The sequence below is a fragment of the Actinomycetota bacterium genome, from assembly GCA_030019255.1.
Taxonomy (GTDB): Bacteria; Actinomycetota; Geothermincolia; order Geothermincolales; family RBG-13-55-18; genus Solincola_A.
The window spans coordinates 20,174-45,771 of the sequence record JASEFK010000007.1 but is presented as its reverse complement, the minus strand read 5'-3'; the positions used below and the strand labels follow the sequence as shown (position 1 = coordinate 45,771).

Sequence of the window (25,598 nt, the reverse complement as noted above, 5' to 3'; positions counted from 1 at the left end):
GTCAGTTACCCCGACCCTTGGGCCCATGGACTGCTCCAATCCGGAGGATGAGGCGTTAAGGTGGAGCCGGATGTGGCACGCGCCACCCGCGGCGCGGAGCGAGGAAGCAGCCGCGAGAAGGCTATAGGTAGCGGGAAAGGAGGACGTATTGCTGGCCTATGGGTTCGCCCAGCGAGCCCTTGTGGGGGGCGTGATCATCGCTGCAGTGTGTTCCCTGCTCTCCTTCCTGGTGGTAGTCAGGAGGATGGCTTTCGTGGGTATGGGCATCTCCCACGCCGCCTTCGGGGGCGTGGCCCTGGGGCTGGCCTCAGGCCTGAACCCCCTGCTCACCGCGGGAGGGTTCTGCGTCCTGGTGGCCCTGGGCATAGGGTGGCTGGGCGAAAGGGGGAAGGTGCACGAGGACACCGTGATCGGCATCCTTTTCGCCGCGGCCATGGCCCTGGGCGTGGTCCTGGTCCGGGCGGCCCGCGCCTACAACCTGGACCTGATGAGTTATCTCTTCGGAAGCATACTGGCCCTGCGCTGGATGGACGTGCTGATCATGGGGTTGGTAGCCCTCCTTTCCCTGGCCTTTCTGTCCCTCTTCTTCAAGGAGTTGTTGTTCATAGCCTTCGACCGGGAGACGGCCATGGCGAGCGGGCTTCCAGTGAGAAGCGTGGATTACGCCTTCCTGGTCTTTCTGGCCCTGGTGGTGGTGGTCTCCATCAAGCTGGTGGGGATAATCCTGGTGTCCGCGCTGCTGGTCATCCCCGCCGCGGCGGGAATGCAACTCTTCCGCAATTACCGTGGGGTCCTGGTCGCCGCGGAGGTCGTGGGGACAGCCTCGGTGGTCGCCGGGCTTTACCTTTCCTACCTCTTCGACGTGGCCTCCGGCGCGTCCATCGTCCTGGTCCTCTTCTTCCTCTTTCTCCTCGCCTACGCCCTATCGCCGCGTAGAAAGTACCTGCGCCGCCGGGGAAGATGATCGTCGCTTAGGGCGGTACCTCTAACACTTGGGGATTTTACGTTCGGCCCGTGCGGCGCAAGGGATGTAGATCATCAAGATCCAAGCCGGATAAATAAATGGGCGAGTTTTACCAACATGATAGGTAATCCCCTTACGCAGGTCGCGCCGCGTTCTCGCGCAGGGCGCGGAAAAAGGCGTTCATCTCCTCCACGTATTCCCGGGGGTCCACATAGGGACGGCTGTAGCCGGCCCGGGTCTCCTCGCTGATACCGTCTCCCACCACTTCCCGTCCGGCGCGGAACACGTGCTCCAGCTGTTCGGAGGCGGGGCAAGGGTCGCGCGCCAGAAGCGGCGAGGAGGGGAAGAGGATGGAGGCGTGCAGGTTTCCCCCGCCTACCTCGGCGATGCGCTGGAAGGTGAACACCAGGGGATCGAAGTTCCTGAGTCCCGGGAACCCACAGGTGGACACCAGGACGGTGCGTTGCTCATTCTCGCGCTGGTCTTTGCGGGGGTGAGAGCACACTCCATCCTCGTAATGCTGATAGGGCTCGGCCAGGGGCATGATGCGGTCCAAAAACCGTTTCATAATCGCGTTCATGGTGCAGATGTAAAGGGGGGTGGCGTAAACCAGGACGTCTGCCCGCAACATCTTGGCGTGCAGCTCCGGAACGTCGTCCTTGTGACGGCACACACCCGGGGTCTTAAACCAGCATTGCAGGCAACCAAGGCAGTCGGCGATTTTTTTCTCCGCCAGGTACACGGTCTCCGTCTCCGCTCCAGCGGAGGCGGCTCCAGCCATAAAGCGCTCGAGCACCAGGGCCGTCAACCCCTTCTCCTTGCGGGGGCTGGAGTTGAAGGCCAGGACGTACTTGCTTTCCCTCTTCACCCTCGCTATCTCCATCTTCGTTTCCGCTGCTCATGAGGATTCCTGCCTAAAGGATTTATACGCCCTTACGCCCCGGATAGCGGAACGCGCAGCCCTCAGAAAACCTCGGCAACCCTCGGACTTCAGACCTCGGATGGTGTTCCGCGAGGCGCTACCCCGCGATAGGGACCTGAATTCCGCCGCAGCCTACGGGCCGCAGGGCTCGGATGCCCGTGCCATACCTCGCTGTTGGCGCTGAGGTTTGATGAGACTCCGGGACGGGCGAGTGGCCAGGGTTCTTCGCCGCCATTCGTACGGAGAGTCGGCGGTCGGATGCCGTTGGCATCGATCTTACGGGAAAGACATAGCGGCACGGACCGTCACGCCTCGGATGTTTTATCGTTCAAGCAGGCGCTTTCGGGATTGAAAAAAGCTGGGAAGCACCCTGTCATCCCGGCAGAATTCGTTCGGTTGAAGGGCTGTTCGGTATGCTCTATACTGGAAAAGCGGGATGATGACCGGAAAGCGGGGTGAGCGGTCATAACCGTAGGCGCGTATACCGAGGACGGAAGGAGGACGGAATCCCTGAGGTTCGTAGGGATTCCGTCTCCTTTTAAAGAATCTTTTAAAGGATAAATCAGGGGAATTTCCGCAGGGCCGGAACCTGCCGGGCGAAAACCGGCTGGAGCTCCGCGGTCCGGATTGCGGCATGGAGGAAGACGTGGATGATGGGTGAACGGTAGCCGATTCATGGGGGAGGTTGAAGAATGCCGGTGAAATACATCTTCGTGACCGGCGGGGTCTCCTCTTCCCTGGGGAAGGGGATAACCGCGGCCTCCCTGGGCCGCCTGCTCAAGGCGCGCGGCCTCAGGGTGACCATGCAGAAGATGGATCCCTACATCAACGTGGACCCCGGGACCATGAACCCCTTTCAGCACGGCGAAGTCTTCGTGACCGACGACGGCACGGAGACCGACCTGGACCTGGGCCATTACGAGCGCTTCGTCGACGAGCACCTGGGAAGGGAGAACAACGTCACCACCGGCAGCGTGTACTGGTCCATCATCACCCGCGAGCGCAAGGGGGAGTTCCTGGGGGGCACGGTTCAGGTCATCCCCCACATCACCAACGAGATCAAGGAGCGCATCCTGCGCCTCACCCGCTCCACGGAGGTGGACGTGGTCATCACGGAGATCGGGGGGACGGTGGGCGACATCGAGAGCCTCCCCTTCCTGGAGGCCATCCGCCAGTTCAAGAAGGACGTGGGACCGGAGAACGTGATGTACGTGCACGTCAGCCTGGTCCCCTACCTGGAGACCACCCGGGAGATGAAGACCAAGCCCACGCAGCACAGCGTAAAGGAGCTGCGTTCCATAGGTATCCAGCCCGACGTCATCGTCTGCCGCTCCAAGGAGCCCATCGGCATGGACCTCAAGGACAAGATATCCCTCCTCTGCGACATCGACATCGAGGCCGTCATATCCGCGCCCACCGCGGACTGTATCTACGAGGTGCCCCTCATCCTCCACGCCGAGGGCCTGGGTGATTACGTGGCCCGGCACCTGGGCCTGGAGGGCCACGAGGAGGATCTCTCGGAATGGGAGGAGATGGTACGCCGCATCAAGGCTGCCGACCGTGACGTGACCATCGGGATAGTGGGCAAGTACGTGGACCTCCCGGACGCCTACCTGTCCATCATCGAAAGCCTCAAGCACGGGGGCTTCGCCCATTCCGCCAGGGTGAACATCGTGTGGGTGGCCTCCGACGACGTCACCCGGGAGAACGCGGAGAGCGTCCTCTCCGGGCTGGACGGTATCCTGGTTCCCGGAGGTTTCGGGGTGCGGGGCGTGGACGGCAAGGTGGAGGCCATCCGTTACGCTCGGGAGAACAACGTTCCCTTCCTGGGCATCTGCCTGGGCCTGCAGTGCGCGGTCATCGAGGCGGCACGCAACCTCTGCGGACTGGAGAAGGCCAACAGTTCCGAGTTCGACCCCGCCACGCCGGACCCGGTAATCGACCTCCTGCCCAGCCAGAGGGACGTGGACGAGATGGGTGGGACCATGCGGCTGGGCCTCTACCCTTGCAAGCTGTCGGAGGACTCCCTGGCCTATTCCTGTTACGGGGAGGAGGTCATCTACGAGCGGCACCGGCACCGCTACGAGGTGAACAATCACTACCGTACTGCGCTGCAGGAGGCGGGGATCGTGTTCTCCGGGGTCTCACCGGACGGGAGGCTGGTGGAGATCATCGAGAGGCGGGACCATCCATGGTTCCTGGCCTGCCAGTTTCACCCGGAGTTCAAGTCCCGTCCCAACCGGCCCCATCCCCTCTTCAGGGAATTCGTGGGCGCCGCCTTGCGCCGGCGCATGGGACAGGCCGAGGCTCCAGATCTCAGGGTAGCGGGCTGAGGCGAGATCAGTCGGGATTCCGTTACCCGCAGCCTGCGGAGCCGGGCGGCGGGGGTTGCAAAGGCCGAAATTGCGGGATCGAAGCGCATGGAGACTTGGGGACGGGTGCTGCGCCATCCGGATGCCGGAAAGCGGCGGGGAGGAGTGCAAGGCCCGGGGCTCAAAATACGGGAGGAACGGTGGAGATGGAAGATCGGCTCCTGGAGACCTTCCTTGAATTGGTAAAAATTGACAGCGAGACCTTCCACGAGGGCCGGGTGGTGGACTTCGTCGTACGGAAGTCCCGGGACTACGGTTTTGAGGCTTACGTGGACAATGCGGGAAAGGCGGTGGGCGGGGAGGCGGGCAACGTTTACGTGTACGTCCCCGCCGACGGCGTGGTGGCGCCTCCGCTGCTCTTCTGCTCCCACCTGGACACGGTGAGCCCGGGCCGGGGCGTGGAGCCCATGGTGCAGGGGAAAAGGATCATATCCGCCGGGAAGACCGTGCTGGGAGCCGATTGCAAGGCGGGTGTGGCGGTGATGCTGGAGCTTATCCGCCTGGCCGGGGAGGGGGGGTTTCCCCACGGGCCGCTGGAATTCCTCTTCACCATCGCTGAGGAGAAGCAGCTCCAGGGCGTACGCAACCTGGAATGGGACCGCATCCGTTCGCGCCACGCCTTCGTCCTGGATGGTTCGGGCGGGGTGGGGGGGATCATAAACGCCTCCCCCACCCAGGACAACCTGGAGTTTGTCTTCACTGGCCGGGCGGCGCACGCTGGAGTGGAACCGGAAAAGGGCATCAACGCCATTTACGGGGCTTGCTGGGCGGTGAGCCTCATGCGCTTGGGGCGCATCGACTCCGAGACCACCGCCAACGTGGGGATAATACGCGGTGGCCGGGCGGTGAACATCGTTCCCGAGCGCGCCGTGGTGGAGGGAGAAGTACGCTCCCTGGACCACGAGAAGTTGGAGGAACAGAGGAGAAGCATGATACGCGCCGCCATGGAGGCGGAAGCGGCAGTGGGAGTGGGGGTGGAGGTGAGGACCGAGCGAGCTTACGAGGGGTTCCGCATTGATCCCCGCGACCCCTTGGTTCTCCTGGCCGAGGAGGCCGGGAAGGCCATGGGCATGAGGATGGAAGTTCGTTCCTCGGGAGGGGGGAGCGACGCCAACTTCCTGAACGCGGCGGGAATAAAATCCCTGGTGCTCACCATGGGCTCCCGTGAGGCCCACACCACCCACGAGTACCTGGAGATAGAGGACCTGCACCGCTTGGAACGGCTGTGCCGGGAGATAGCCGGGGCGGCGGGAAGACTGAGGGGAAAGTGATGGAGGGACACGGACACAGGCTCCTGGAAAGGCGCACCGTCTTCGAGGGGAAAGTGGTGCGCCTCTACGTGGACAGGGTACGCCTGCCCGACGGCCGGGAGGCGGAGAGGGAGGTAGTCCTCCACTGGGGAGCGGTGGGCATGGTCCCCGTGGACGCGGAGGGCAGGGTCATCCTGGTCCGCCAGTACCGGCACGCTCCCGGGGAGATGCTCCTGGAGATACCGGCGGGAAAACTGTCGCCCGGCGAGGAACCCCTGCGCTGCGCGGAGCGGGAGCTCCTCGAGGAGGTAGGATGCCGGGCCGGCGAGTGGGTGAAGCTGGCCTCCTTCTACACCTCGCCCGGTTTTTCCGACGAGATGCTCCACCTCTACATGGCCCTCGATCTCCAGGAAGGGGAGGCGTCCCCGGAGGAGGATGAGTTCCTCGAGGTGGTGCGCATGCCCCTGGACCAGGCCCTGGGACTGGTGGAGAAAGGGGAGGTTAAGGATTCCAAGACGGTGGCGGGGCTGGCCCTGGCCGCACTCCGCCTGGAGGGCAGGTACACGTGAGGGACGGGCGTGCAGGTCTCGCATGGAGGTACTGCCCCTGTCCGTATCCCGGGGCGGGTCGAGCTCGAGGAGGCCCGACGGCGGGTCCGGGTGGATTTCGTGTATCCGGCCCGGCGGTCTCTCGCGAGTCTGTGGAGTTGGAGGGGGAGCGATGATCATAGGTGTGCCCCGTGAGGTCGTGGATCAGGAGTACCGGGTGGCCCTCACCCCCCAGGGCGCCCACGAGCTGGTGCACGAGGGCCACAAGGTACTGGTGGAGAGGGGAGCCGGTGAGGGCTCCAGCATCTCCGATCGGGAATACCGTGAGGCGGGCGCCTTGGTGGTGGCGGGCCCGGAGGAGGTATACGGGGAATCTGAGCTGGTTCTCAAGGTCAAGGAGCCCCAGGAAAGCGAATACCCCTTCCTCAGGAAAAACCAGGTGCTCTTCGGCTTTCTGCACCTGGCGGCCAACCGCGGGCTGACCGAGGAACTCCTGAAGAGGCGGGTCGTCGGGGTGGCCTACGAGACGGTCCAGAGGGACGACGGGTCCCTCCCCCTGCTGGCCCCCATGAGCGAGGTCGCCGGGCGCATGGCTCCCCAGGTGGGGGCGCATTACCTGGAGAAGATGAACGGGGGAAGGGGCCTGCTCCTGGGGGGAGCCACCGGCGTTCCACCGGCCAACGTGGTCATCCTGGGGGCAGGCATCGTGGGCTCCCACGCCGCCATACTGGCCACCGGCATGGACGCCCACGTCATCGTCCTGGACAAGAGCGTGACCAAGCTGCGTTACCTGGAGCACATCCTGCACGGCCGTATAACCACCCTCATCTCCAACAAGATGAACGTCCGCCAGGCGGTCAGGGACGCGGATCTGGTGATAGGCGCGGTCCTGGTACCGGGCGCCCGCTGTCCCGTGCTGGTGGGGGAGGAGGTGGTGAGGGACATGCGCCCTGGTTCCGTGGTGGTGGACGTATCCATAGACCAGGGGGGCTGCGTGATGACCTCCCGCCCCACCACCCATTCCGACCCCGTTTACGAGACGCACGGCGTGCTCCATTACTGCGTGGGAAATATCCCGGGTGCGGTGCCCCACACCTCCACCTTCGCCCTCACCAACGTCACCCTCCCCTACGTGCAGATGATGGCCGGGTTGGGCCTAGCGGAGGCCGTGCGGAGGGACAGAAGCTTGGCCCGGGGCGTGAACACCATCGAGGGGAGGATAACCAATCGGCCCGTGGCCGAGGCTCACGGCCTGGATTACGAACCCCTGGAGTACATACTGCCCCTTGAATTCCCCGAGGCCGACTACCGGGGTTACCTCTCAACGGGCTGAAGGGGAAGGCTTGAAGGGGCTTCAGGACCGAGGAGGGCCGTGAAGGTGCCTGCCTTGGAAGACGGCGTGGAAGAAGCGGTTACCGGCGGCGGGGGCACCGCTTGGCCTGCGTTGCTGCGGGAGTTCCTGGTCTACATGCGGGCGGAGAGGGGGCTCTCGGAGCGTACCGTGGAGGCGTACCGAAGGGACATCGGGCGCTTCGTGGAATTCGCCGTGCGGCGCGGCGTTTCCTCGCCCGGGGAGGTGAGGAGGGAACAGGTCACCGCCTTCCTCGAGGAGATGGAGGAGATCGGACTTTCCCCGCGCTCGCTGGCCCGCCTTACGGCCTCTTTGCGCGCCTTTCAGCGCTTCCTGGTCGAGGAGGGCGGAGGAGAGCTTCTCCCCCTTGGCGACCTGCCCTATCCCCGGCACGCGATGAAGTTGCCCGCGGTCCTCAGCCAGGAGGAGGTGAAAACCCTCCTCGAGCAGCCCATGCCCGGAGACGCCCTGGGCCTGAGGGACCGGGCGCTCATGGAGACCCTCTACGGCACGGGGATACGCATCTCTGAGCTGGTCTCCCTGGACCTGGAGGACCTGGACCTGGAGGAGGGGGAGATGCGGGTGCTGGGCAAGGGGTCGCGGGAGAGGGTGGTGCCGGTGGGCGGCAGGGCCGCCGAAGCGCTGGTCTCCTACCTGGCGCACGGCAGGCCCAGGCTGTCCCGGAACCCCTCCCAAAGGGCGCTGTTCCTAAACTCGAGGGGAGGCCGGATCACCCGCCAGGGGGCCTGGGGAGTGGTGCGCAAGTACGCAAGCAGGGTGGGCCTGGGGGACAGGATGACGCCCCATACCCTGCGCCACAGCTACGCCACCCACCTGCTGGAGAACGGGGTGGACCTGCGCTACATCCAGGAGCTGCTGGGGCATGCCAGCGTGAGCACTACCCAGATCTACACCCACGTGAGCCGGAAGCGGTTGAAGGAGGTGTATCTGAAGTCCCACCCTCACGCCGGGGGGCTTCCGGGCCGACCGGAAGGTTCCTGATCGCGGTGGGGCAGGGTTGGCTTCACGTGATTTTGGTTATAATAGGGAGAAAGTGAAGGGAGCAAGTGAAACGGGCGCTTTTCCCCGGTGTTGTTGTTACCTGGAAGGAAGGGGATGGAAATCTTTTTATCTGATTCCGAGGGGAGGTGATGGGAATTAGGAAATACAAGTATCGGGAAAGAGGAAAGGAGGTGAAGCATGCCTGACGTTACCGCCTTCCGGGACTACATGATCAAGAAGACCATCAACGGCTTAATCTTCGTTCTTCCCAACGTGCCGGACGACAAGCTGCTCTCCTTCGCCGAGAAGTTCGTCCGGGAGATCCGGTGGCCGGACGGCCAGGAATTCGTCAGGAACCTCATCCTGCAGGTGAAGAGAAGGCTGCCCGAGCTGCACCGGAACGTGCGCCGGGGAGCCATCAATTTCCTCACCGACGCCCTCTTCTACAAGGCCAGGGTGAGGGAGGAGTTCGAGCGCCGGGAGGGATTCAGCCCTCCCCTGCTCCTGGTCATCAGCCCCACCATGCGCTGCAACCTGAGGTGCGTGGGTTGCTACGCCGGCATGTACTCCAAGAAGGACGACCTCCCGGAGGAGGTCCTGGACCGGGTGATCCGCGAGGCCAAGGAGATGGGCATCTACTTTATAGTCATCTCCGGGGGGGAGCCCTTCTTCTACGGACCGCTCCTGGATATCTTCCGTAGGCACAACGATGTCACCTTCCAGGTGTATACCAACGGCACCCTGATCGACCGGAACCTGGCCCAGGAGATCGCCGAGCTGGGGAACGTCATCCCCTGCATCTCCGTGGAGGGGTACCGGGAGGAGACGGATCAGCGCCGGGGCGAGGGGGTGTACGCCAAGGTGCTCCGGGCCATGGACAACCTCCGCGAGGCGCGGGCGCTCTACGGCTTTTCGGCCACCGTCACCCGCTTCAACTCCGACCTCCTCACCAGCGAGGAATTCGTCGATTTCTACATGGAGGAGAAGGGGTGCTTCCTCGGCTGGTACTTCCAGTATATGCCCATTGGGACCCGCCCCTCGCTGGACCTCATGACCACCCCCGAGCAGCGTATCCAGCGCTGGGAGCGTATCAACCGTATGAGAAGGGAGAGGAGGGCCCTCATCTCCGACTTCTGGTGCGACGGCCCCCTGGTGGGAGGATGCATGGCCGGGGGACACAACTATCTGCACATCAACCAGAACGGGGACGTGGAGCCCTGCGTCTTCGCTCACTTCGCGGTGGACAACATCAAGGAGAAGCCCCTGGCCGAGGCCCTCAACTCCGATTTCTTCCGGGCCATCCGCAGCCGTCGTCCCTACCATCCCAACCTGCTGCGCCCCTGCATGATCATCGACCATCCCTACGTCCTGCGGGAGTGCGTGGCCCTGAGCGGCGCCCGTCCCACCCACCCCGAGGCGGAGGGCATCCTCACCGAGCTGGCCCCCGACCTCGATCGCTACAGCGAGGAGTACGGGCGTCTCGCGGACGAGGTGTGGATGGAGCATTACCAGCAGCCTCACCAGCGGGCGGAAGGGGGAGCCACGGCCTGAACCGGTGAAGCGGTGAAATTGGGGGGCCGCCCGAGGGGGCGGCCCTTCCTTTTTCATTCCTTCCGGCACACGCCGTCCGTGCCACCGCCCGAATTAGGCTATCGACGTCATAACCCGCCTCCTTCCTTTTTCATTCCTTCCGGCAAACGCCGTCCGCGTACGTGTGGCCCATCGATTTCGATAAGGGCACGGCTTTTTTACCCTCTTCCGGACCTTTCTCCATGGGGTTATCCCTGTCCCCTGACGGGCCTCCCGGAAGCTCCGGTCCTCGGGCGGATTTTCAAATGCCGTTAGCTTTTAACCATTTTTCACCCGCCGCCTCCACCATATGGTGGAGGCGGAGGATAGAGGGAACAGGAATATCATAAAGAGCTGATCCATTAAAGAGATCCGGATTGCGCCTTTCGACATACTCACCACCGGAAGATTCCACTCGGAATGGAAGGGTTTTCGAGGGCAAGGAGGGTATATGGGGTACGGGGACTGCAGCCGCTGCGGGAGCGCCGGTTCGGTTCGCTTCGATATGTGCCAGGTATGCTATCAGGATTTTTCCCCTCACACAGACGCTTTTTTTGCCCGTGCCGGGCAGTCGACGTTTCGGCCCAGGGAGGGAGGAGGGACAGAAGCGCTGCTCGGCACCGGGAAAAGGTATAAGGGTTCGCGGGATTACGGGGCCTGGATAAACGATTCGCTGGCGCGCCTCTTATGAGCGGTCGAAGGAAACCGGGCTGGGAACGGATGGAAGGATTTAACATTTCATGGCCTCGCGGGACGGCCTTCCCGTCTCCGGAGGTCACAGGATGTGCGAGTGGACGGAGTCGGGAAGGTAATATCGGGACGGGGATTTGGCAGGGTGACCGGAAAACGACGGAATGACGCAGGTATACCGTGTGTTTGTCGGTATTGAACTGGAAAAACACCTGGTTTCATCCTGCAAGAGTTCGATTCTCGGTCAGCCTGTCGAGGAAATATTCGTGTCGGATAAATAATCGATAAGTTATCGATTGCTCGGACGGGTTAACGATTGCCTGCGGCGGCGCTTAGAGGTCCGACCGGTAGTCGGCGGAATGTCCAGGTAAGCCATGAGTAAAAGCCATATAATACCCTTGTCGTCGTTCGAGCGCGCAAGAGGACGGAGAGGGGATGGAGGAGCTTCTCTTCGGGGAGGGATGGCTGGACCGACTATTGGGGGAGCGGCCGGCTTCTCCGCGACTGAAGGGACGGGTGCGGGAAGCGGTGCGGCGGGAGGAGAACAGGAGAGCCTGCACCCGCCGCTGGAAGGAGGTGGAGCGCCTCCTGAAGGAAGGCGAGGTGGGACGGGCCCTGAAGGAGGCCCAGGGTTCCCTTCAAGAGACCGTGGACGCGCTCAAGGACCTGGGAGAGGCGGAGGAGGAGCTGGCCAGACCCCTCAGCCCCTTCCTGGTCGGTGAGGCGGAAATAAGGGCGGCGTTGCATCCCCGAGCGGAATTCGAAGAGCTCGCCCGACCGGCCGATGACCTGGAGACCGTGCAGGCCCTGGAGTTCCTCAACCTCGTCCGCCGCTTACTGGCTTCCTGGGGTGCCCCGAGCTGGAAAGGGCTGACGGAGGACCTGGTACGTCGCCTGGACGAGGACCTCGAGGAGCTTCACCGCGTGCGGGAGGAACTCCGGTCCCTGGACGAGGAGGACGTGGAGGCGGAGGCGGACCTGGCGGACCACTATGCCGGGGCTTCCTCCCAGTTCGCCCGGGACCTCTTCGAGCTCCACATGCTTAACGCGCGCCACCCCGAGATGCAGATGCGTTTCGGCATCCTTTGGGGACAGGTGGAGCAGCTGCTCGAAGACCGTAGCTATGCGGCCGCCGCCCAGGAGGCCTTCAGCGTGCTGGAGGAGGCCTTCGTCACCGCCGGACTGGGAGGAAGCGACCTCCTGGAGTTGGTGGACATCCTTTACGCGTATTTCTCGGAACCGGAAAAGCTGCGCCGGGCGGTGGACGCCATGGCCGCCGGGCGACGCGATGCCGAGGGCTTTCCATTTAAGGGGCGGGAAAGCGAATTGGTCGACACCGTGAGGAACGCCCTGGCGGACATGGGCTTGCTTCGGGATTGAGCCCGGCCAGGATCTCCTGAAAGCGAGGTCGGAGGGTTGGACAGGGTTGGGCGCGTCATCTGGATAGTCCTGGACGGGGTGGGAGCGGGTGAGCTTCAAGACGCTGGCGATTACGGGGACCGGGGAGCCCACACCATCGCCCACACGGCGAAGGCGGTGGGCGGGCTGAGATTACCCAACCTGGAGGCCCTCGGCCTGGGAAACTTGGCCCCGGCGAGGGGCTTGAGGCCCCGCCGGGACGCGGAGGGGGCCTTCGGGAAAATGAGGGAAGCCTCGCCGGGCAAGGATTCTACCACCGGGCACTGGGAACTGGCGGGTATCATCCTGGAGCGTCCCTTCCCCCTCTACCCGCACGGCTTCCCCCCGGAGGTGGTGAAGGAGTTCGAGAGGCGCATCGGGAGGAAGGTCCTGGGAAACCGCCCCGCCTCCGGCACGCGCATCATCGAAGAACTGGGGGAGGAACACCTGAACACCGGAAGGCCCATCCTCTACACCTCCGCGGACAGCGTCTTCCAGCTGGCCGCCCACAAGGAGGTGATACCCCTGGAGGAACTTTACCGCATGTGCCGGGTGGCCAGGGAGCTCCTGCAAGGCGAGCACGCGGTGAGCAGGGTGATCGCCAGGCCCTTCGTGGGCCGGCCGGGGTCATTCCGGCGCGTCGGGGCGGAGCGCCTGGACTTCTCCCTCCCCCCTCCCCGTCCCACGGTCCTGGACCTCTGCCGGGAAGCTGGTTTGTCGGTGATCGGGGTGGGGAAGGTGGGCGACCTCTTCGCGGGACGGGGATTCCTGTGCAGCCCACATACCTCGGGAAACGAGGAGACCATGGAGCGGCTGTTGGGAGAGGTGAAAGCAGGCGGGCGTGGTATCCTCATGGCCAACCTTGTGGATTTCGACATGCTCTACGGTCACCGCCGGGACCCGGAGGGTTTCGCCGCCGCCCTGCGGGAGGTGGATGACTTCCTGCCCCAGCTCAAGGAGGCCATGGATCCCCGCGATCTTCTACTCCTGGTCTCCGACCACGGTTGCGACCCCACTTTCCGGGGCACGGACCACACCCGGGAATACGGGATCCTCCTCCTCTGGGGACCCTCCATGTCCCGCGGGGTGGACCTGGGAACCAGGGAGACCTTCGCCGACGTGGGGAAGAGCGTAGCCGACCTCCTGGGGGTGGACGGCTCCTCCCTGGACGGGAATAGCTTCGCCGCCTTGCTTTGAGGCACGGGGAACGGCTTGCAGTCGCTCCCTTGGTACGCCAGGCCGCGGGGGAAGGAACCCATCGCCGGCTAGGGCTGCCGAAGGCTATTACCAGAAAATGCCATTTGCAGTTATCGCTGGTGGGCTCGCATTGGGAATCGGGCGTGCGCCTTTCCTCCCTCGACCCGTTGGTCGGACGCGGAACGATGGTTGGAGCGGGAGGTCCGCGGTTCACGCCCGGGGATGCCGGAACCAGGGCCCGGGGTGAAGGGTGGACGGAAAGTGACGGAAAGTGAAAGCTCCCGGCTTGAAACAAGTTAAAACACGATTACTTCGTGCAGGTGCCCCGCGGGATGGACCTGGCTTCAGTTCCCCCGCTGGAAGGTTTATCCTGAAGGTGGAAAACGTCCTTCCCGCCCGGGACCGGAAGCGCTCGGGGCTCGATAAAACGACGGGAATTCCGGAGGAGGAGAAGAGGCTTGGACGTCATCCTGGGCCACGTGAACGTGGACTTCGATGCCCTGGCCTCCATGGTGGCGGCCAAGAAGCTGTACCCGGAGGCGGTGATGGTCTTCGCCGGGTCGGTAAACCGCAACGTGCGCGAGTTCATCGCCCTCCACGGGGACGTGTTGGAGTTCATGGATCCCCGCTCTCTGGACCGCGAGGCCATAACCCGCCTCATCGTGGTGGACAACCGCATCGCCGAACGCCTGGGCGAGTTCCGCGACCTTCCGGGAAAGGAAGGGGTGGAGGTCTTCGTCTACGACCATCACCCACCCTCACCTCAGGACATGAAGGGGATCCACGATTACAGCGAGTGCCTGGGATCCACCACCACCGTGCTGGTGAGGATCATCCAGCGCCAGAGGATCCCTATCAGCCCCTTCGAGGCCACCCTCTTCGCCCTGGGAATCCACGAGGACACCGGCTCGTTGACCTACGCGGGCACCACTCCCGAGGACGCCGAGGCGCTGGCCTATCTCATGCGGCGGGGGGCCAACCTGGAGGTGATCATGCACTTCCTGGGAAAGCAACTCTCGCCCCCGCAGCACGAGCTCATGCGGCGCCTGTTTTCCGGGCTGCGCTTTCACCGCGTGCGGGGTGTGCTGGTGGCCGTGGCCAGGGCGCGCATGGAGGATTACGTGGAGGGAGCTTCGGCGGTGGCCTCCCGCCTGGCCGACCTGGAGAACCTGGAGATCCTTTTCACCTTGGTGGAAATGCAGGGGCGGGTGGTGGTGACGGGTTTGTCCCGCATGGGCCAGGTGGACGTGGACCGGGTCCTTTCCGGCCTGGGCGGGGGAGGTCACGCCAAGGCCGGATCGGCGGTGCTCAAGGGTTACAGCCTGGAAAAGGTGGAACGGGAGCTGCTCGAGCTCCTGGAGAAGAACGTGCCGCCCCGCGTCACCGCCGGGGAGATCATGAGCGGCCCGGTCAGGACCATCCACGAGGACACCACCATAGCCGAGGCCTCGCGGCGCATGGAACTCACTGGCCATACCGCCTTTCCCGTGGTGGACGACCGAGGGAACCTGGTGGGCATGATCTCCCGCAAGGACCTGGACAAGGCTGGCCACCACGGCCTGGGGCACGCCCCGGTGAAAGGTTTCATGTCCCGCTCGCTCATCGCCGTGGAGGAGGACGCTTCCCTGCAGGAGGTTCAGAGGTTGATGACCGAGAACGCCATAGGCCGGGTCCCGGTGGTGAGGGGGAACGAGCTGGTAGGCATCGTGACCCGCAAGGACCTGCTGAGGGCCATGCACGGGGGAGAATATCTCCGGGGCGTCGCCCCGGTGGGGGGGACGCCCGCCTATACCCGCTCGGAGATAGTCGAGATGATGCAGCGGCAGCTGCCGGGAGAGATCCAGAGCCTCCTCCGGCTCATCTCCCGGGTGGCGGAGCGGGAGGGATACCAGGTTTACCTGGTGGGCGGGGTGGTGAGGGACTTGCTCCTGGGCTACCCCAACCTGGACCTGGACCTGGTGGTGGAAGGGGAGGGTATCGAGTTCGCCCGGTGCCTAGCCCGGGAGCTGAGGGCCAGGGTACGCAGCCACCGCAAGTTCGGCACCGCCGTGGTCATCCTCCCCACGGGGAGGAGAATAGACGTGGCCACCGCCCGCACCGAGTATTACGAGCAACCGGCGGCCCTGCCCACCGTGGAGGTTTCCTCCATAAGGCAGGACCTGTACCGCAGAGATTTCACCATCAACGCCATGGCCATCGCCGTGAGCGGGGAGAGGTTCGGCGAACTGTTGGACTACTTCGGCGGGCTGCGCGACCTGCAGAGGAGGCAGATACGTGTCCTGCACAACCTGAGCTTCGTGGAGGACCCCACCCGCATCTTCCGGGCCGTGCGCTTCGAACAGCGCTACGGGTTCCGCATGGAAAGGCAGACGGAGATGCTGGCCCGGCGGGCGGTGGAGATGGAGATCGTGGGACGCCTGACCAACTCGCGGGTTCGGGACGAGCTCAAGGACATCTTTCTCGAGCCCCTTCCCTTACCCCTGAAGGCCCTGGAGAGGCTGGAGGAACTGGGGGCCCTGCGTACCCTCCACCCCGATCTTTCCGTGAGCCGGGCCATGCGCCACCGCTTCCAGCTCCTGGAACGTCACCTGGAGGAGGCCTGGGACCTGGTGGGGAGGGAGGGCAGGCGATGGATACCGGTGGCCGCGGCCATGCTGGCCGACCTTTCCTCCGGGGAGGGCCTGAAGTGGTGTCACCAGATGCGCCTGCGCCGGGAGGACGCGGAAGCGGTACGGCAGTGCCTTGAGGAAATACCTCGAGCGGTGGAGGAACTCTCGAAAAAGGACCTGGTGCCCAGCCGCGCCGTGACCCTGCTTGACCCGCTGAGTCCGGAGGCCATAACATATCTTTATGCCCTGGCTGGACCCGCGGCCAGGGAGAGGGTAGCCGCCTACCTGACCCGCTGGAAGGAACTGGTTCCCAGCGTGAGCGGCCGTGAGCTCAAGGAGATGGGCCTGCCCCCCTCTAGGCTGTATTCCCAGATTCTGGCAGAGATCAGGAGGGCCCTGCTGGATGGGGAGATAAGAAGCCGCGAGGAGGAGCTGGCCCTTGCGCGGAGGCTGGTGGACTCGGCCTCGAGGAGGTGAGAGGATTGGGTCCCTCCCAGGTGGAGATGGCCCTCTACATGCTGGTGGGGTTGATCATCGGGGTCATCGTCCACGAGTACATGCACGGCTACGTGGCCTACCGTATGGGGGATCCCACCGCCAAGCGCGCCGGGCGCCTGACCCTGGACCCCATGGCCCACGTGGACCCCTTCGGGACCCTCATCCTTCCCGGCATGCTCTTCCTTCTGAGCCTCCTGGGGCACGGAACCTTCATCATCGGCTACGCCAAGCCGGTGCCCATCAACCCCTTCCTCTTCCGCAAGCCGCGGGGCATCATCTGGGTTTCCCTGGCGGGACCCCTCTCCAACCTCTCCCTGGGGGTGATCTTCATCGGGATCTTGCGCCTGCTCACCCTCTTCGAGGGAGGGGGTTTCCTGGAGCGCGCCGCCTACACCTGCCTGTTCATTGCCTACATCAACATCCTCCTTTTCGTCTTCAACCTGGTTCCCATACCTCCCCTGGACGGCTCGAGGGTGGTGGGTTACTTCCTCCGGGGAGAGGCCCGGCGCGCCTACCAGTCCCTGGAGCCCTACGGTTTCTTCCTCATCCTGGTGCTGGTCATGCTCTTCGGTTTCGTCCTCTCGGACATCGTGGGCGGGCTGGCCAACCTCATTCTCAGCGTCTTCGGGCTTCCGAGGGTCTTCTGAACCCGGCTTGAGAAGCGGAAGGAGGAGCGGTGAACACCTGGCGCAACCTGCCCGGGAAGGCATGGGTGAGCCTGTTGGCCATGGACCCTCGGCTCCGCGGGAGGGGGGAGCGGGCCAGTGCCGAACTCACGACCGAGGAAAGGCGCCTCTTTGCGTCCATGGACCGCTACGACCGGGCCCACTCACTGGCCGTGGCCTCCCGGCTGCGCGACGACCCCCTTCTCTTCCGCGCCGCCCTGCTTCACGATTGTGGCAAGCTGACCGCGGAGCTTCATCTATGGGTACGGTGGGCTTACACCTTCCTGGAGGTTTTTATGCCCCGCCTGCTGGCCCGTTTGGTGAAGAGGGTGGAAAAGGAGGCCCGGGGGAAGGATGTCCTGGAGCGGATGCGGAGCCTCCCCCCCGGCTGGCGAAGGGGATTGTACGTGCAGGTCCATCACGGCGAGGTGGGGGCCGCCCTGCTTGAGCTCGCCGGAAGCGAGGAGGAGCTGGTGCAGCTGGTCCGCGAGCACCAGGGGGAGCCGCGCGACGAGAGGTCACGTCGGCTGCGGCGGCTGGACGACGCCCTGTGAGACGCCGCTTGCATCCTTGTCGTATGGTGACCCTGATGCCGATCGCATCCCCCGTTTCGCGCTAGGTCAAAGCCGGTTATCCCGGCAGGCTCGATAGCGTTCCGGGGCAAGGTCCAGCGTAGCATCTCCGCTCTTGGGAGCGGGGTCGGGAATACGGGTCGGGACGAACTTCACAAGCGAACGTGCGGCGTCTTTAAGGGAACGCGGATGACGTGGTTACAAAGGCCCGCGCCCCATCGCTATCCCTTGGAATGCCTGACCGGGATGTCCATCGGGAAGGCCTCTCAAGCGGCGGCCCCTTCCGTCGAGGGGAGCAGGGAGGGAGTATAGAATATTGTTCAAAGGTATGGGAGGATACGGTCTTGGATACCTGAGCCTGAATCCGGATCGGGAGAGATTGGCCCCGGGACTTCCGGGCGGGAGGGATCCCGGCGACACCCGCGTGTAAGGCAGAGGAAGAGGAAGGAGACGGCTTGGCGACGAGGATTCTCACTGGTTACCGCCCCACCGGCAAGCTGCACCTGGGGCACCTGCACGGCAACCTCCTGCGCATGATCGAGCTGCAGGAGGAGGCGGAGTGCTTCTTTTTCATCGCCGACTGGCATGCCCTGACCACTGATTACCAGGACCCCTCGCGATTGAGGACCTTCACCGAGGAGATGGTCCTGGACTGGCTGGCGGCGGGGATCGACCCGGACAAGGCGGCCATCTACCGCCAGTCCGACCTTCCCGAGGTGGCGGAATTCCAGCTTTATCTCTCCATGATAACCCCCCTGGGGTGGCTGGAGAGGGTCCCCTCCTTCAAGGAACAGCAGGAACAGCTCAAGGGACGGGAGATCGCCACCCACGGCTTCTTGGGTTATCCCGTTCTCCAGGCGGCGGACATCCTCATCGTGCGCGCGGAGGGGGTTCCCGTGGGCGAGGACCAGCTGCCCCACCTGGAGCTGACCCGCGAGATAGTCAGGAGGTTCAATTACCTCTATGGCGAGACCTTCGCGGAGCCCCAGTCCCTGCTGTCCACCGCTCCCCGCATCCCGGGGACCGACGGGCGCAAGATGAGCAAGAGCTACGGGAACCAGATCTCCCTTTCCGACCCGCCGGAGGAGATCCGCCGCAAGGTGCTGTCCATGATCACCGACCCCGCCCGGCGCACGCGGCGGGATCCCGGTGATCCCGGGAAATGCAGCGTCTACGAGCTGCACAAGCTGTACACCGCGGACAGGCTAGAGGAGATCGCCGGCAAGTGCCGCACCGCGGGATGGGGATGTGTGGAGTGCAAGGAGGTCCTCGCGGAGCGGATAGCCGATTTCCTGGGGCCCTTCAGGGAGAAAAGGAAGGAACTGGAAAACCAGCCCGGCGTCGCCTGGGAGGTGCTCGAATCGGGCCTGCGGAAGGCCCGGCCCATCGCCAGGGAAGTGCTGGGCGAGGTGCGCAGGCGCATGGGCATGGATTGAGGTGCGTGCCGTGTCCTACCTGGTGAAGTTGGAAGTGTTCGAGGGTCCCTTCGATCTCCTGCTTCACCTCATCGGGCGCAAGGAAATAGACATCTACCAGGTCTCCGTCGCCGAGATCACCGACGACTACCTGCGGTACATCCAGGACATGCAGCGCTTGGACCTGGAAGTGGCCACCGAGTTCCTGCTCATCGCCGCCACCCTCCTCAAGTTGAAGTCCGATTCCCTCCTCCCGGCCCCGGAGAAGGAGGGGGAGGAGGTTTCCCCCGCGGAGCTGCGGGAGGAACTCCTGTGGAGGCTGGTGCAATACCAGAAGTTCCGCAACGCGGCGGCGGAGCTGGCTTCCCGCCTGGAGAGGGAGGAGAGGTATTATTACCGGGAGGTGGACCTGGAGGAGCCCTTCCGGGACCTGGTGCCCGATGTCCTCCGCCACCTCACCCTGGAGAAGCTGGTGCGGGCGGCGCGCGAGCTGGTGCAGGCGGAGGAGGAGGTGGACGTCTCCTACATCGCTCCCATCCGGGTGAACGTCTCCGACTTCATGGACCGGGTGCGGCGGGTGCTGGCCGAGAGGGGACGCACCACTTTCCGGGAATTGACCGCCGACTGCGCGCTGCGCATCGAGATAATCGCCACCTTTCTGGCCCTGCTCGAGCTGTACAAGCGGGAAGAGGTGGACATCAGCCAGGCGGTGCGCTTCGGGGATATAGAGGTCCATCCCCTGAAGGGCTTCGCTCCGGTGGCCCCGGGGCTCGACCAGGAGCCTGGGGAAGGTGAGGCCGGTGCGGCGGGCGACGGTACGATCGGTTCCGCGGGAAGGGGAGAGGCATGGAGTTGAGACCCATAGGCGGAAGGATGTGGAAGACGGGAGCCGGCGAGGAACGGCTGCAGGAGATGGAGGGCATCAAGGGGGCCCTGGAGGCCATGCTCTTCGTGTCCGGCGAGCCCCTCACGCCCCGCCGCCTGGCGGAGGCCCTGGGCTGCGACGAGGGGAGGGTGGTCTCCGCCCTCCAGGAACTGAGCGAGGAATACCAGGCCGAGAACCGGGGCATACAGCTGCGGGTGGTGGGGGGCGGATGGCGCCTGCACACCCATCCCGCCTACGCCTCCTACGTGGAGAAGCTGCTCCTCTCCTCGAAACGCGCCCGGCTGACCCGTGCCGCCGTGGAGACCCTGGCCATTATCGCCTACCTACAGCCCATAACCCGGAGCCAGATCGCCAATCTCCGGGGCGTGCAGTCGGAGAACGTGGTCAAGGTCCTGGTGGAGATGGGCCTGGTGGCCGAGGCGGGAAAGGAGAGGGCGCCGGGGGGGCCCGCCCTCTACGTGACCACGGAGAAGTTCCTGGAGCACTTCGGGCTCCGCAGCCTGGAGGAGCTTCCACCCCTCGAGGAGTTCGAGCCCGACCGGGAGACGGTGGAACGCATCGCCCGCTCCCTGTCCGGGCGCGGGGAGGCACAGGAGGTTGGGGCGGAGATGGTCGAGGAATCCAGCCCCCAGGCTTCCGAGGTGGAGGATGCCCTGCGGGAGATCACCGGCCCCACCGAGGGGCCCGCACGGGCGCCGGAAGCGGAGGGGGAAGGGACAAAAGAGCAGCAACCATGACGCCTGTCGCTGATAAGGGTCCCCGGGGCAAGGAGAAGGCGGCCGGAAGTGCATCGGGCGGTGGAGCCGCCCCGGTGCGGCTGCAGAAGTTCCTGGCGGAGGCCGGGTTGGGTTCCCGGCGGCGTTGCGAGAAGCTCATCGAGGACGGCCGGGTGGCGGTGAACGGGCAACCGGCCCGCCTGGGGGACCGCGTGGACCCGGCGCGGGATCGTGTCACCGTGGACGGCATTCCTGTCAGGGCGGGAGGGGAGAAGAAATATTTCCTCCTCAACAAGCCTCCCGGCTACATCACCACGGTCAGGGACACCCGAGGCCGCCCCACGGTCATGGACCTGCTCCGCGAGGAGGGGAGGCTTTTCCCGGTGGGGCGCCTGGACAAGGATACGCGGGGCCTTCTCCTGATCACCAACGACGGTTACCTGGCCCACAGGCTTCTGCATCCCAGTCGTGGGGTGGAGAAGACCTACCTGGTGGAGGCGGAGGGCTACCTCACCCCGCAGGGACTCTCCCGCCTGCGCAAAGGTGTACGCCTGGAGGAGGGGACTACCGCCCCGGCCAAGGTACGCGTGCTGGCAAAAAAAGGTAACCGGTGCCTCCTCGAGTTCACCGTCCACGAGGGGAGAAAAAGGCAGATAAGGCGCATGTGCGCCGCGGTGGGCCTCGAGGTGAGGGATCTGGTACGGACACGGTTCGGCCCCCTGAACCTGCGGGGGGTGAAGGAGGGCGAGTACCGCCCCCTCACCCCGGAGGAGGTCCGGAAGCTGATGGAGTTGGACTGAGGGCCACCTGTCCTGGTCTTCCCGGGAACCCTGCCCTGCCGGCGACGGCGGAAAATACCTCACCGGAACGGGCGGGACCAATGCCATGCGGGTCAATAACTTCATGTCGCGAGGTTGTCCCGCCTGCCGCGGGAGGGGAAAATAGGGTAGGGTTTCGGCGAACCAGCTCGTGAGTTCATCCGGGGTGGAGTTTCTCGCGGAGTGGAGACGGAAAGATGGGCGGCGGATACTGGCCGGAGGGCGTGAAGCGCCACTTGCGTTATCCCCGCATCCCCGTCTTTGAGCTGCTCCGTTCCACCGCCGCCCAGTGGCCGGGACGGAACGCCCTGGTGTTCGGGGGGATGGAGCTGACCTTCCGGGAGCTGGACCTGCTCTCTGACCGCTTCGCCGCCGCGCTGGCCGACATGGGAGTGGCCAAGGGGGACCGGGTGGGCATCCACCTTCCCAACTGTCCCCAGTTCGCGGTGGCCTATTACGGCCTCCTGAAGGCGGGAGCGGTCTTCGTGCCCCTGGACCAGCATCTATCGGAGCGCGAGCTTCTCTACCAGCTTCAGGACGCGGAGGTGGAAACCTACCTGGGGCTGGACATGACCTTCCGCATGCCCCGTCGAGTGCTTTCCCGCACCCCCGTGCGACGGGTGATACTCACCAGCCTGGCGGACTGCTATCCGAGGGTGTCCCGGCCCGTGAAGCCGCTGCGCCAGACGGCCATCCCTCCCCAGGCCTTGGATTTCTCGGAGCTTCTTTCCTACTATCCCGAGGAGCCGCCGGACCTATCCCTCGACGTGGAGAAGGACCTGGCGCACATAGTCTACACGGGAGGGGTGGCGGGAAGGGAACTGGGGGTCATGACCACTCACTTCAACGTGGTTGCCAATTGCTGCCAGTTCGCCCACTGGTTCGTGGGCGGGGACGTCTCCTGGCGTAAGGGTAGACTGGTGGTGAAAAGGCTTCCCGGCGACCGTCCCGAGCATCACGTCATGCGCCGGGGAGCCGAGGTATCGCTCATCGTGGTTCCCTGGACCCACGTCATGGGCATCGTGGCCTTCTTCAACATCCAGGTCATGAACGGCTGGACGATGATCGTCTCCGCCCGCTTCGACCCGGATCAATATCTGCTGGACATAGGGAAGTACAGCGCCACCGGGTTCGGTGGTCCTCCCCAGCTTTTCGTCCCCCTCATGGAAAACCCCGCCTTCAACAGGAAGAACCTGGAAGGAATACGGCTGGTGGTCTCCGGGGCTGCGCCGCTGGAGCCGCAAGTCCTGCGCCGGCTCATGCGCCGCGTGCCGGGCCTGGTGTGCGAGGGCTACGGGCTTACGGAGTGCACCATGGGATGCACCGCCAATCCTCCTTCGCGCGAGCGCGTGCGCCCCGGGTCGGTGGGTCTGCCCCTTCCGGATACCGAGATACGCCTGGTCGACCCGCTGGACGGGAAGACCCCGGTCAAGGAGGGAGAGACGGGGGAAATCCTGGTCAGGGGGCCGCAGGTCACGCCCGGATACTGGAGAAAGCCGGTGGAGACCTCCCGCGTATTCCGGGAAGGATGGGTGCATACTGGCGACCTGGGGAGAATGGACCGGGACGGTTACCTTTACGTCGTGGGCCGCAAGAAGGACATGCTCATCTGCAAGGGGTTCAACGTCTATCCCCGCGAGCTGGAGGAGGTCCTGTGCGGCCACCGCGCGGTCGCCGAGGCCGTGGTGAGGGGTAAAAAGGACGCCCGGTACGGGGAGGTCCCGGTGGCCTACATCCGACTGAGACCGGGGGTGTCCGCGGAGGCGGGGGAGATATTGGATTACGCCAACCGCAAGCTGGCGCGATATAAAAGGATAAGGGAACTGCACATCGTGGAGGAGCTGCCCCGCTAGACGAAGGTCGCCAGTGAAGGTCGAGGCGGTCCGGGAGAAAGGTGGTCGGGCCGGAGAAATGCCCGCCTTGACGGGCGGGTCAATCCCGTCAACCTTTCTTGTACCGGAACCGGAACAGGGTGGGTGGGCGAGAGATGATGTGATAGACTTTTAAGCTGAGGCAAAAGGAGGAGGACATGCAGCTGCGAGCCTTGAGGGGAGCCATCCTCTGCCGGGAGAACACCAAGGAAGAGATCGTGGAGAGGACGGCGCAGCTCCTCCGGGAGATGATCAAGCGCAACGATATCCGCCCGGAGGACATCGTGGACGTCATCTTCACCGCCACGGAGGACCTCACCGCCGAGTTCCCCGCCGCCGCGGCCCGCCACATCGGCCTCACCCACGTGCCGCTGCTGTGCGCCCGTGAGCTTTCCATCGTCGACGGCACGCCGCGTTGCATAAGGGTCCTCATGCACTTCTACACCCGGAAACATCCCCACGAACTCCGCCACCCCTACCTGGAGGGAGCGCGGCAGCTGAGGACCGACCTCCCCGAGTAGGCGCCGGGGAGGAGTGTACTGAACGTCCTTTCCCGGCAGCGGATTTCCGGGGAAGCGCGGGTAACCATCGAGGGGTAAGGTATTTTCAGCATGGTTCCGTCGCCCTCCCTGTGGGAGGGCGCTTTCGACCTCCGGCGAGGAAAATCCTGGCCGCGGCATGCACCACAGGTTCATGCGCCGTTTACGCAAGGGTGTTCGGGGGATTCCGGAGAGAGGGGGAGCGGTGATGCATGGCCGGAGAGAGCCCTCGGGGCGGTGGAGAAAGGACGGGAACGGGATTTCGGGCCGCCCCATGAATGAGGAACGGGTGGAGGAAGCGCTGCCGATTTTGTTTATGGTAAATAACGGTATTTAATCGGGCGACCTACGGCGGGGAAGGGATGGACGGGCGGCGGGATACGCAAGACGACTCCCCGGCGGAAAGATACCGGTTGGAGCCAAGGTAATCCTTTCGGTCCTCAGCTGTCCGGTTTCGAGATTCAAGCCTCGGGAGCAAGAAAACAGGTGCGTGAACAATCTTTGATTCCTATAATGGTGGATACACACCGCGGGGTTTCCCTCGAGCCAGGTATCCACAAGGCGAACCCCGCAGGCAGCCGTCTCGGCGAGGGTGCCGAGGAAGAAAAAAGGAAAAGTTGGGAAGGATGCTTGCCATGGCCCTGCGATAGCCCGGCGATAGAACGAATTTCAGGGAAGGGGAGTGAGTGGCATGGTCATCGTGATGCGTTCCGGGGCAACGGAACAGGAGATCCAGGAGATAGTGGACCTTCTGCACGAAAAGGGGCTGGAGGCCCACGTATCCAGGGGTGAGTTCCGCACCGTCATCGGGGTCATCGGTGACGACGAGCTGGTGATGCAGGTCCCCTTCCAAGCCTACCGGCAGGTGGAGAGGGTCATCCCCATCCTGAAACCCTACAAGCTGGCCAGCCGGGAGTTCCAGGAAGAACCCACGGTCATCAAGGTGGACGGTGTGGAAATCGGCGGAGGGACCTTCACCGTCATCGCCGGCCCGTGCTCGGTGGAGAACGAGGGGCAGGTGGTGGAGTCGGCGCGCATCGCCAAGGAGGCGGGAGCCCGGCTCTTCCGGGGAGGGGCCTTCAAGCCCCGCACCTCGCCCTACAGCTTCCAGGGGCTGGGGGAGGAGGGGCTGCGGCTTCTCGCCCGGGCCCGGGAGGAGACCGGCCTGCCTATCGTCACCGAGGTGCTGGACGTGAGGGACGTGGAGCTGGTCTACCGGTACGCCGACGTCCTCCAGGTGGGGGCGCGTAACATGCAGAACTTCCTGATGCTCAAGGAGCTGGGCAGGCAGGACAAGCCCGTGCTCCTCAAGCGGGGCATGAGCGCCACGGTGGAGGAATGGTTGATGGCCGCGGAGTACATCCTCAAGGAGGGCAACTCCAAGGTCATCCTCTGCGAGAGGGGCATCAAGACCTTCGAGACCGGGACCAGGAACACCCTGGACATCTCCTCCATCCCCGCGGTCAAGGGAGTCTCCCACCTGCCGGTGTTCGTGGACCCGAGCCACGCCACCGGCATCCGGGACCTGGTTCCGCCGCTGTGCCTGGCGGCCCTGGCGGCAGGGGCGGACGGGGTGATGGTGGAGATGCACCCGCGACCGCGCGAGGCCCTCTGCGACGGCGCCCAGTCTTTGACCCCGGAGGGCTTCCGCTCCATGATGAAGGAAGTGTCGCGGCTGGCGGCGTTCCTGGGCAGGAGGTGAAAATGCGGGAGCCGGCCGGGCCCGGGCATCGTCGCCCCGCTTAC

General features: G+C 64.5%; 20 protein-coding genes. 19 read left to right on the top strand and 1 reads right to left on the bottom strand.

What is annotated here, in order from left to right:
• Window positions 1–148 precede the first annotated feature (148 nt).
• On the top strand, window positions 149–964 hold the full coding sequence (locus tag QME84_07690) for a metal ABC transporter permease (protein MDI6874149.1): 816 nt from the start codon (window positions 149–151) through the stop codon (window positions 962–964).
• Between the two features lie 133 nt (window positions 965–1,097).
• Here QME84_07690 and QME84_07685 read toward each other — a convergent pair whose 3' ends face one another.
• A complete protein-coding gene (locus QME84_07685) occupies window positions 1,098–1,847 on the bottom strand; it encodes a flavodoxin family protein (GenBank protein ID MDI6874148.1) in 750 nt (249 codons plus the stop codon).
• Between the two features lie 731 nt (window positions 1,848–2,578).
• Here QME84_07685 and QME84_07680 point away from each other — a divergent pair.
• The 18 genes from QME84_07680 (at window position 2,579) to aroF (ending at window position 25,554) form a co-directional block, all read left to right on the top strand.
• Window positions 2,579–4,219: a CTP synthase gene (locus QME84_07680; protein MDI6874147.1), complete on the top strand. Its 1,641-nt coding sequence runs from the start codon at window positions 2,579–2,581 to the stop codon at window positions 4,217–4,219.
• A gap of 185 nt (window positions 4,220–4,404) precedes the next feature.
• Complete coding sequence (locus QME84_07675) at window positions 4,405–5,529, top strand: M20/M25/M40 family metallo-hydrolase (GenBank protein MDI6874146.1); 1,125 nt, start codon at window positions 4,405–4,407, stop codon at window positions 5,527–5,529.
• Window positions 5,529–6,077, top strand: coding sequence for an NUDIX hydrolase (locus QME84_07670; GenBank protein ID MDI6874145.1), 549 nt, complete (start codon window positions 5,529–5,531; stop codon window positions 6,075–6,077). Before QME84_07675 ends, QME84_07670 begins: the two co-directional genes overlap by 1 nt.
• Before the next feature lie 151 nt (window positions 6,078–6,228).
• Window positions 6,229–7,389, top strand: a complete 1,161-nt coding sequence (ald, locus tag QME84_07665) for an alanine dehydrogenase (protein ID MDI6874144.1) — start codon at window positions 6,229–6,231, stop codon at window positions 7,387–7,389.
• 54 nt (window positions 7,390–7,443) lie between these two features.
• Window positions 7,444–8,409 carry a site-specific tyrosine recombinase XerD gene (gene xerD / locus QME84_07660; protein ID MDI6874143.1) on the top strand — a complete coding sequence of 322 codons (966 nt, stop codon included), beginning with the start codon at window positions 7,444–7,446 and terminating at the stop codon, window positions 8,407–8,409.
• 198 nt (window positions 8,410–8,607) lie between these two features.
• Window positions 8,608–9,960 carry a radical SAM protein gene (locus QME84_07655; protein ID MDI6874142.1) on the top strand — a complete coding sequence of 451 codons (1,353 nt, stop codon included), beginning with the start codon at window positions 8,608–8,610 and terminating at the stop codon, window positions 9,958–9,960.
• Between the two features lie 1,143 nt (window positions 9,961–11,103).
• Entirely contained in the window at window positions 11,104–12,048 is a 945-nt protein-coding gene (locus QME84_07650) for a hypothetical protein (GenBank protein ID MDI6874141.1), read from the top strand.
• A gap of 36 nt (window positions 12,049–12,084) precedes the next feature.
• Window positions 12,085–13,263 (top strand): phosphopentomutase, encoded by a 1,179-nt coding sequence (locus QME84_07645; GenBank protein ID MDI6874140.1) that lies wholly within the window; start codon window positions 12,085–12,087, stop codon window positions 13,261–13,263.
• 458 nt (window positions 13,264–13,721) lie between these two features.
• Window positions 13,722–16,349: a CBS domain-containing protein gene (locus QME84_07640; protein ID MDI6874139.1), complete on the top strand. Its 2,628-nt coding sequence runs from the start codon at window positions 13,722–13,724 to the stop codon at window positions 16,347–16,349.
• A 5-nt stretch (window positions 16,350–16,354) separates the two neighbouring features.
• Entirely contained in the window at window positions 16,355–17,017 is a 663-nt protein-coding gene (locus QME84_07635) for a site-2 protease family protein (GenBank protein ID MDI6874138.1), read from the top strand.
• A gap of 29 nt (window positions 17,018–17,046) precedes the next feature.
• Complete coding sequence (locus QME84_07630; GenBank protein ID MDI6874137.1) at window positions 17,047–17,589, top strand: hypothetical protein; 543 nt, start codon at window positions 17,047–17,049, stop codon at window positions 17,587–17,589.
• Between the two features lie 473 nt (window positions 17,590–18,062).
• Window positions 18,063–19,043, top strand: a complete 981-nt coding sequence (trpS, locus tag QME84_07625; protein ID MDI6874136.1) for a tryptophan--tRNA ligase — start codon at window positions 18,063–18,065, stop codon at window positions 19,041–19,043.
• A gap of 10 nt (window positions 19,044–19,053) precedes the next feature.
• Window positions 19,054–19,878 (top strand): segregation/condensation protein A, encoded by an 825-nt coding sequence (locus QME84_07620; protein MDI6874135.1) that lies wholly within the window; start codon window positions 19,054–19,056, stop codon window positions 19,876–19,878.
• Window positions 19,869–20,645, top strand: a complete 777-nt coding sequence (scpB, locus tag QME84_07615; GenBank protein ID MDI6874134.1) for an SMC-Scp complex subunit ScpB — start codon at window positions 19,869–19,871, stop codon at window positions 20,643–20,645. The genes QME84_07620 and scpB overlap by 10 nt, the downstream gene beginning before the upstream one ends.
• Window positions 20,646–20,719: 74 nt before the next feature.
• Window positions 20,720–21,424 carry a pseudouridine synthase gene (locus QME84_07610; GenBank protein MDI6874133.1) on the top strand — a complete coding sequence of 235 codons (705 nt, stop codon included), beginning with the start codon at window positions 20,720–20,722 and terminating at the stop codon, window positions 21,422–21,424.
• Between the two features lie 215 nt (window positions 21,425–21,639).
• Complete coding sequence (locus QME84_07605) at window positions 21,640–23,295, top strand: AMP-binding protein (protein ID MDI6874132.1); 1,656 nt, start codon at window positions 21,640–21,642, stop codon at window positions 23,293–23,295.
• A gap of 176 nt (window positions 23,296–23,471) precedes the next feature.
• Entirely contained in the window at window positions 23,472–23,834 is a 363-nt protein-coding gene (gene aroH, locus QME84_07600; protein MDI6874131.1) for a chorismate mutase, read from the top strand.
• A 709-nt stretch (window positions 23,835–24,543) separates the two neighbouring features.
• On the top strand, window positions 24,544–25,554 hold the full coding sequence (gene aroF / locus QME84_07595) for a 3-deoxy-7-phosphoheptulonate synthase (GenBank protein ID MDI6874130.1): 1,011 nt from the start codon (window positions 24,544–24,546) through the stop codon (window positions 25,552–25,554).
• Window positions 25,555–25,598: the final 44 nt, after the last annotated feature.

What these genes read in the sequence shown, in the direction of transcription:
- aroF (MDI6874130.1), top strand. Translation starts at nt 24,544, where the DNA reads ATGGTCATCGTGATGCGTTCCGGGGCAACGGAACAGGAGATCCAGGAG.
- QME84_07670 (MDI6874145.1), top strand. Translation starts at nt 5,529, where the DNA reads ATGGAGGGACACGGACACAGGCTCCTGGAAAGGCGCACCGTCTTCGAG.
- ald (MDI6874144.1), top strand. Translation starts at nt 6,229, where the DNA reads ATGATCATAGGTGTGCCCCGTGAGGTCGTGGATCAGGAGTACCGGGTG.
- QME84_07685 (MDI6874148.1), bottom strand. Translation starts at nt 1,847, where the DNA reads ATGGAGATAGCGAGGGTGAAGAGGGAAAGCAAGTACGTCCTGGCCTTC.
- QME84_07650 (MDI6874141.1), top strand. Translation starts at nt 11,104, where the DNA reads ATGGAGGAGCTTCTCTTCGGGGAGGGATGGCTGGACCGACTATTGGGG.
- aroH (MDI6874131.1), top strand. Translation starts at nt 23,472, where the DNA reads ATGCAGCTGCGAGCCTTGAGGGGAGCCATCCTCTGCCGGGAGAACACC.
- QME84_07675 (MDI6874146.1), top strand. Translation starts at nt 4,405, where the DNA reads ATGGAAGATCGGCTCCTGGAGACCTTCCTTGAATTGGTAAAAATTGAC.
- QME84_07680 (MDI6874147.1), top strand. Translation starts at nt 2,579, where the DNA reads ATGCCGGTGAAATACATCTTCGTGACCGGCGGGGTCTCCTCTTCCCTG.
- QME84_07605 (MDI6874132.1), top strand. Translation starts at nt 21,640, where the DNA reads ATGGGCGGCGGATACTGGCCGGAGGGCGTGAAGCGCCACTTGCGTTAT.
- QME84_07655 (MDI6874142.1), top strand. Translation starts at nt 8,608, where the DNA reads ATGCCTGACGTTACCGCCTTCCGGGACTACATGATCAAGAAGACCATC.
- scpB (MDI6874134.1), top strand. Translation starts at nt 19,869, where the DNA reads ATGGAGTTGAGACCCATAGGCGGAAGGATGTGGAAGACGGGAGCCGGC.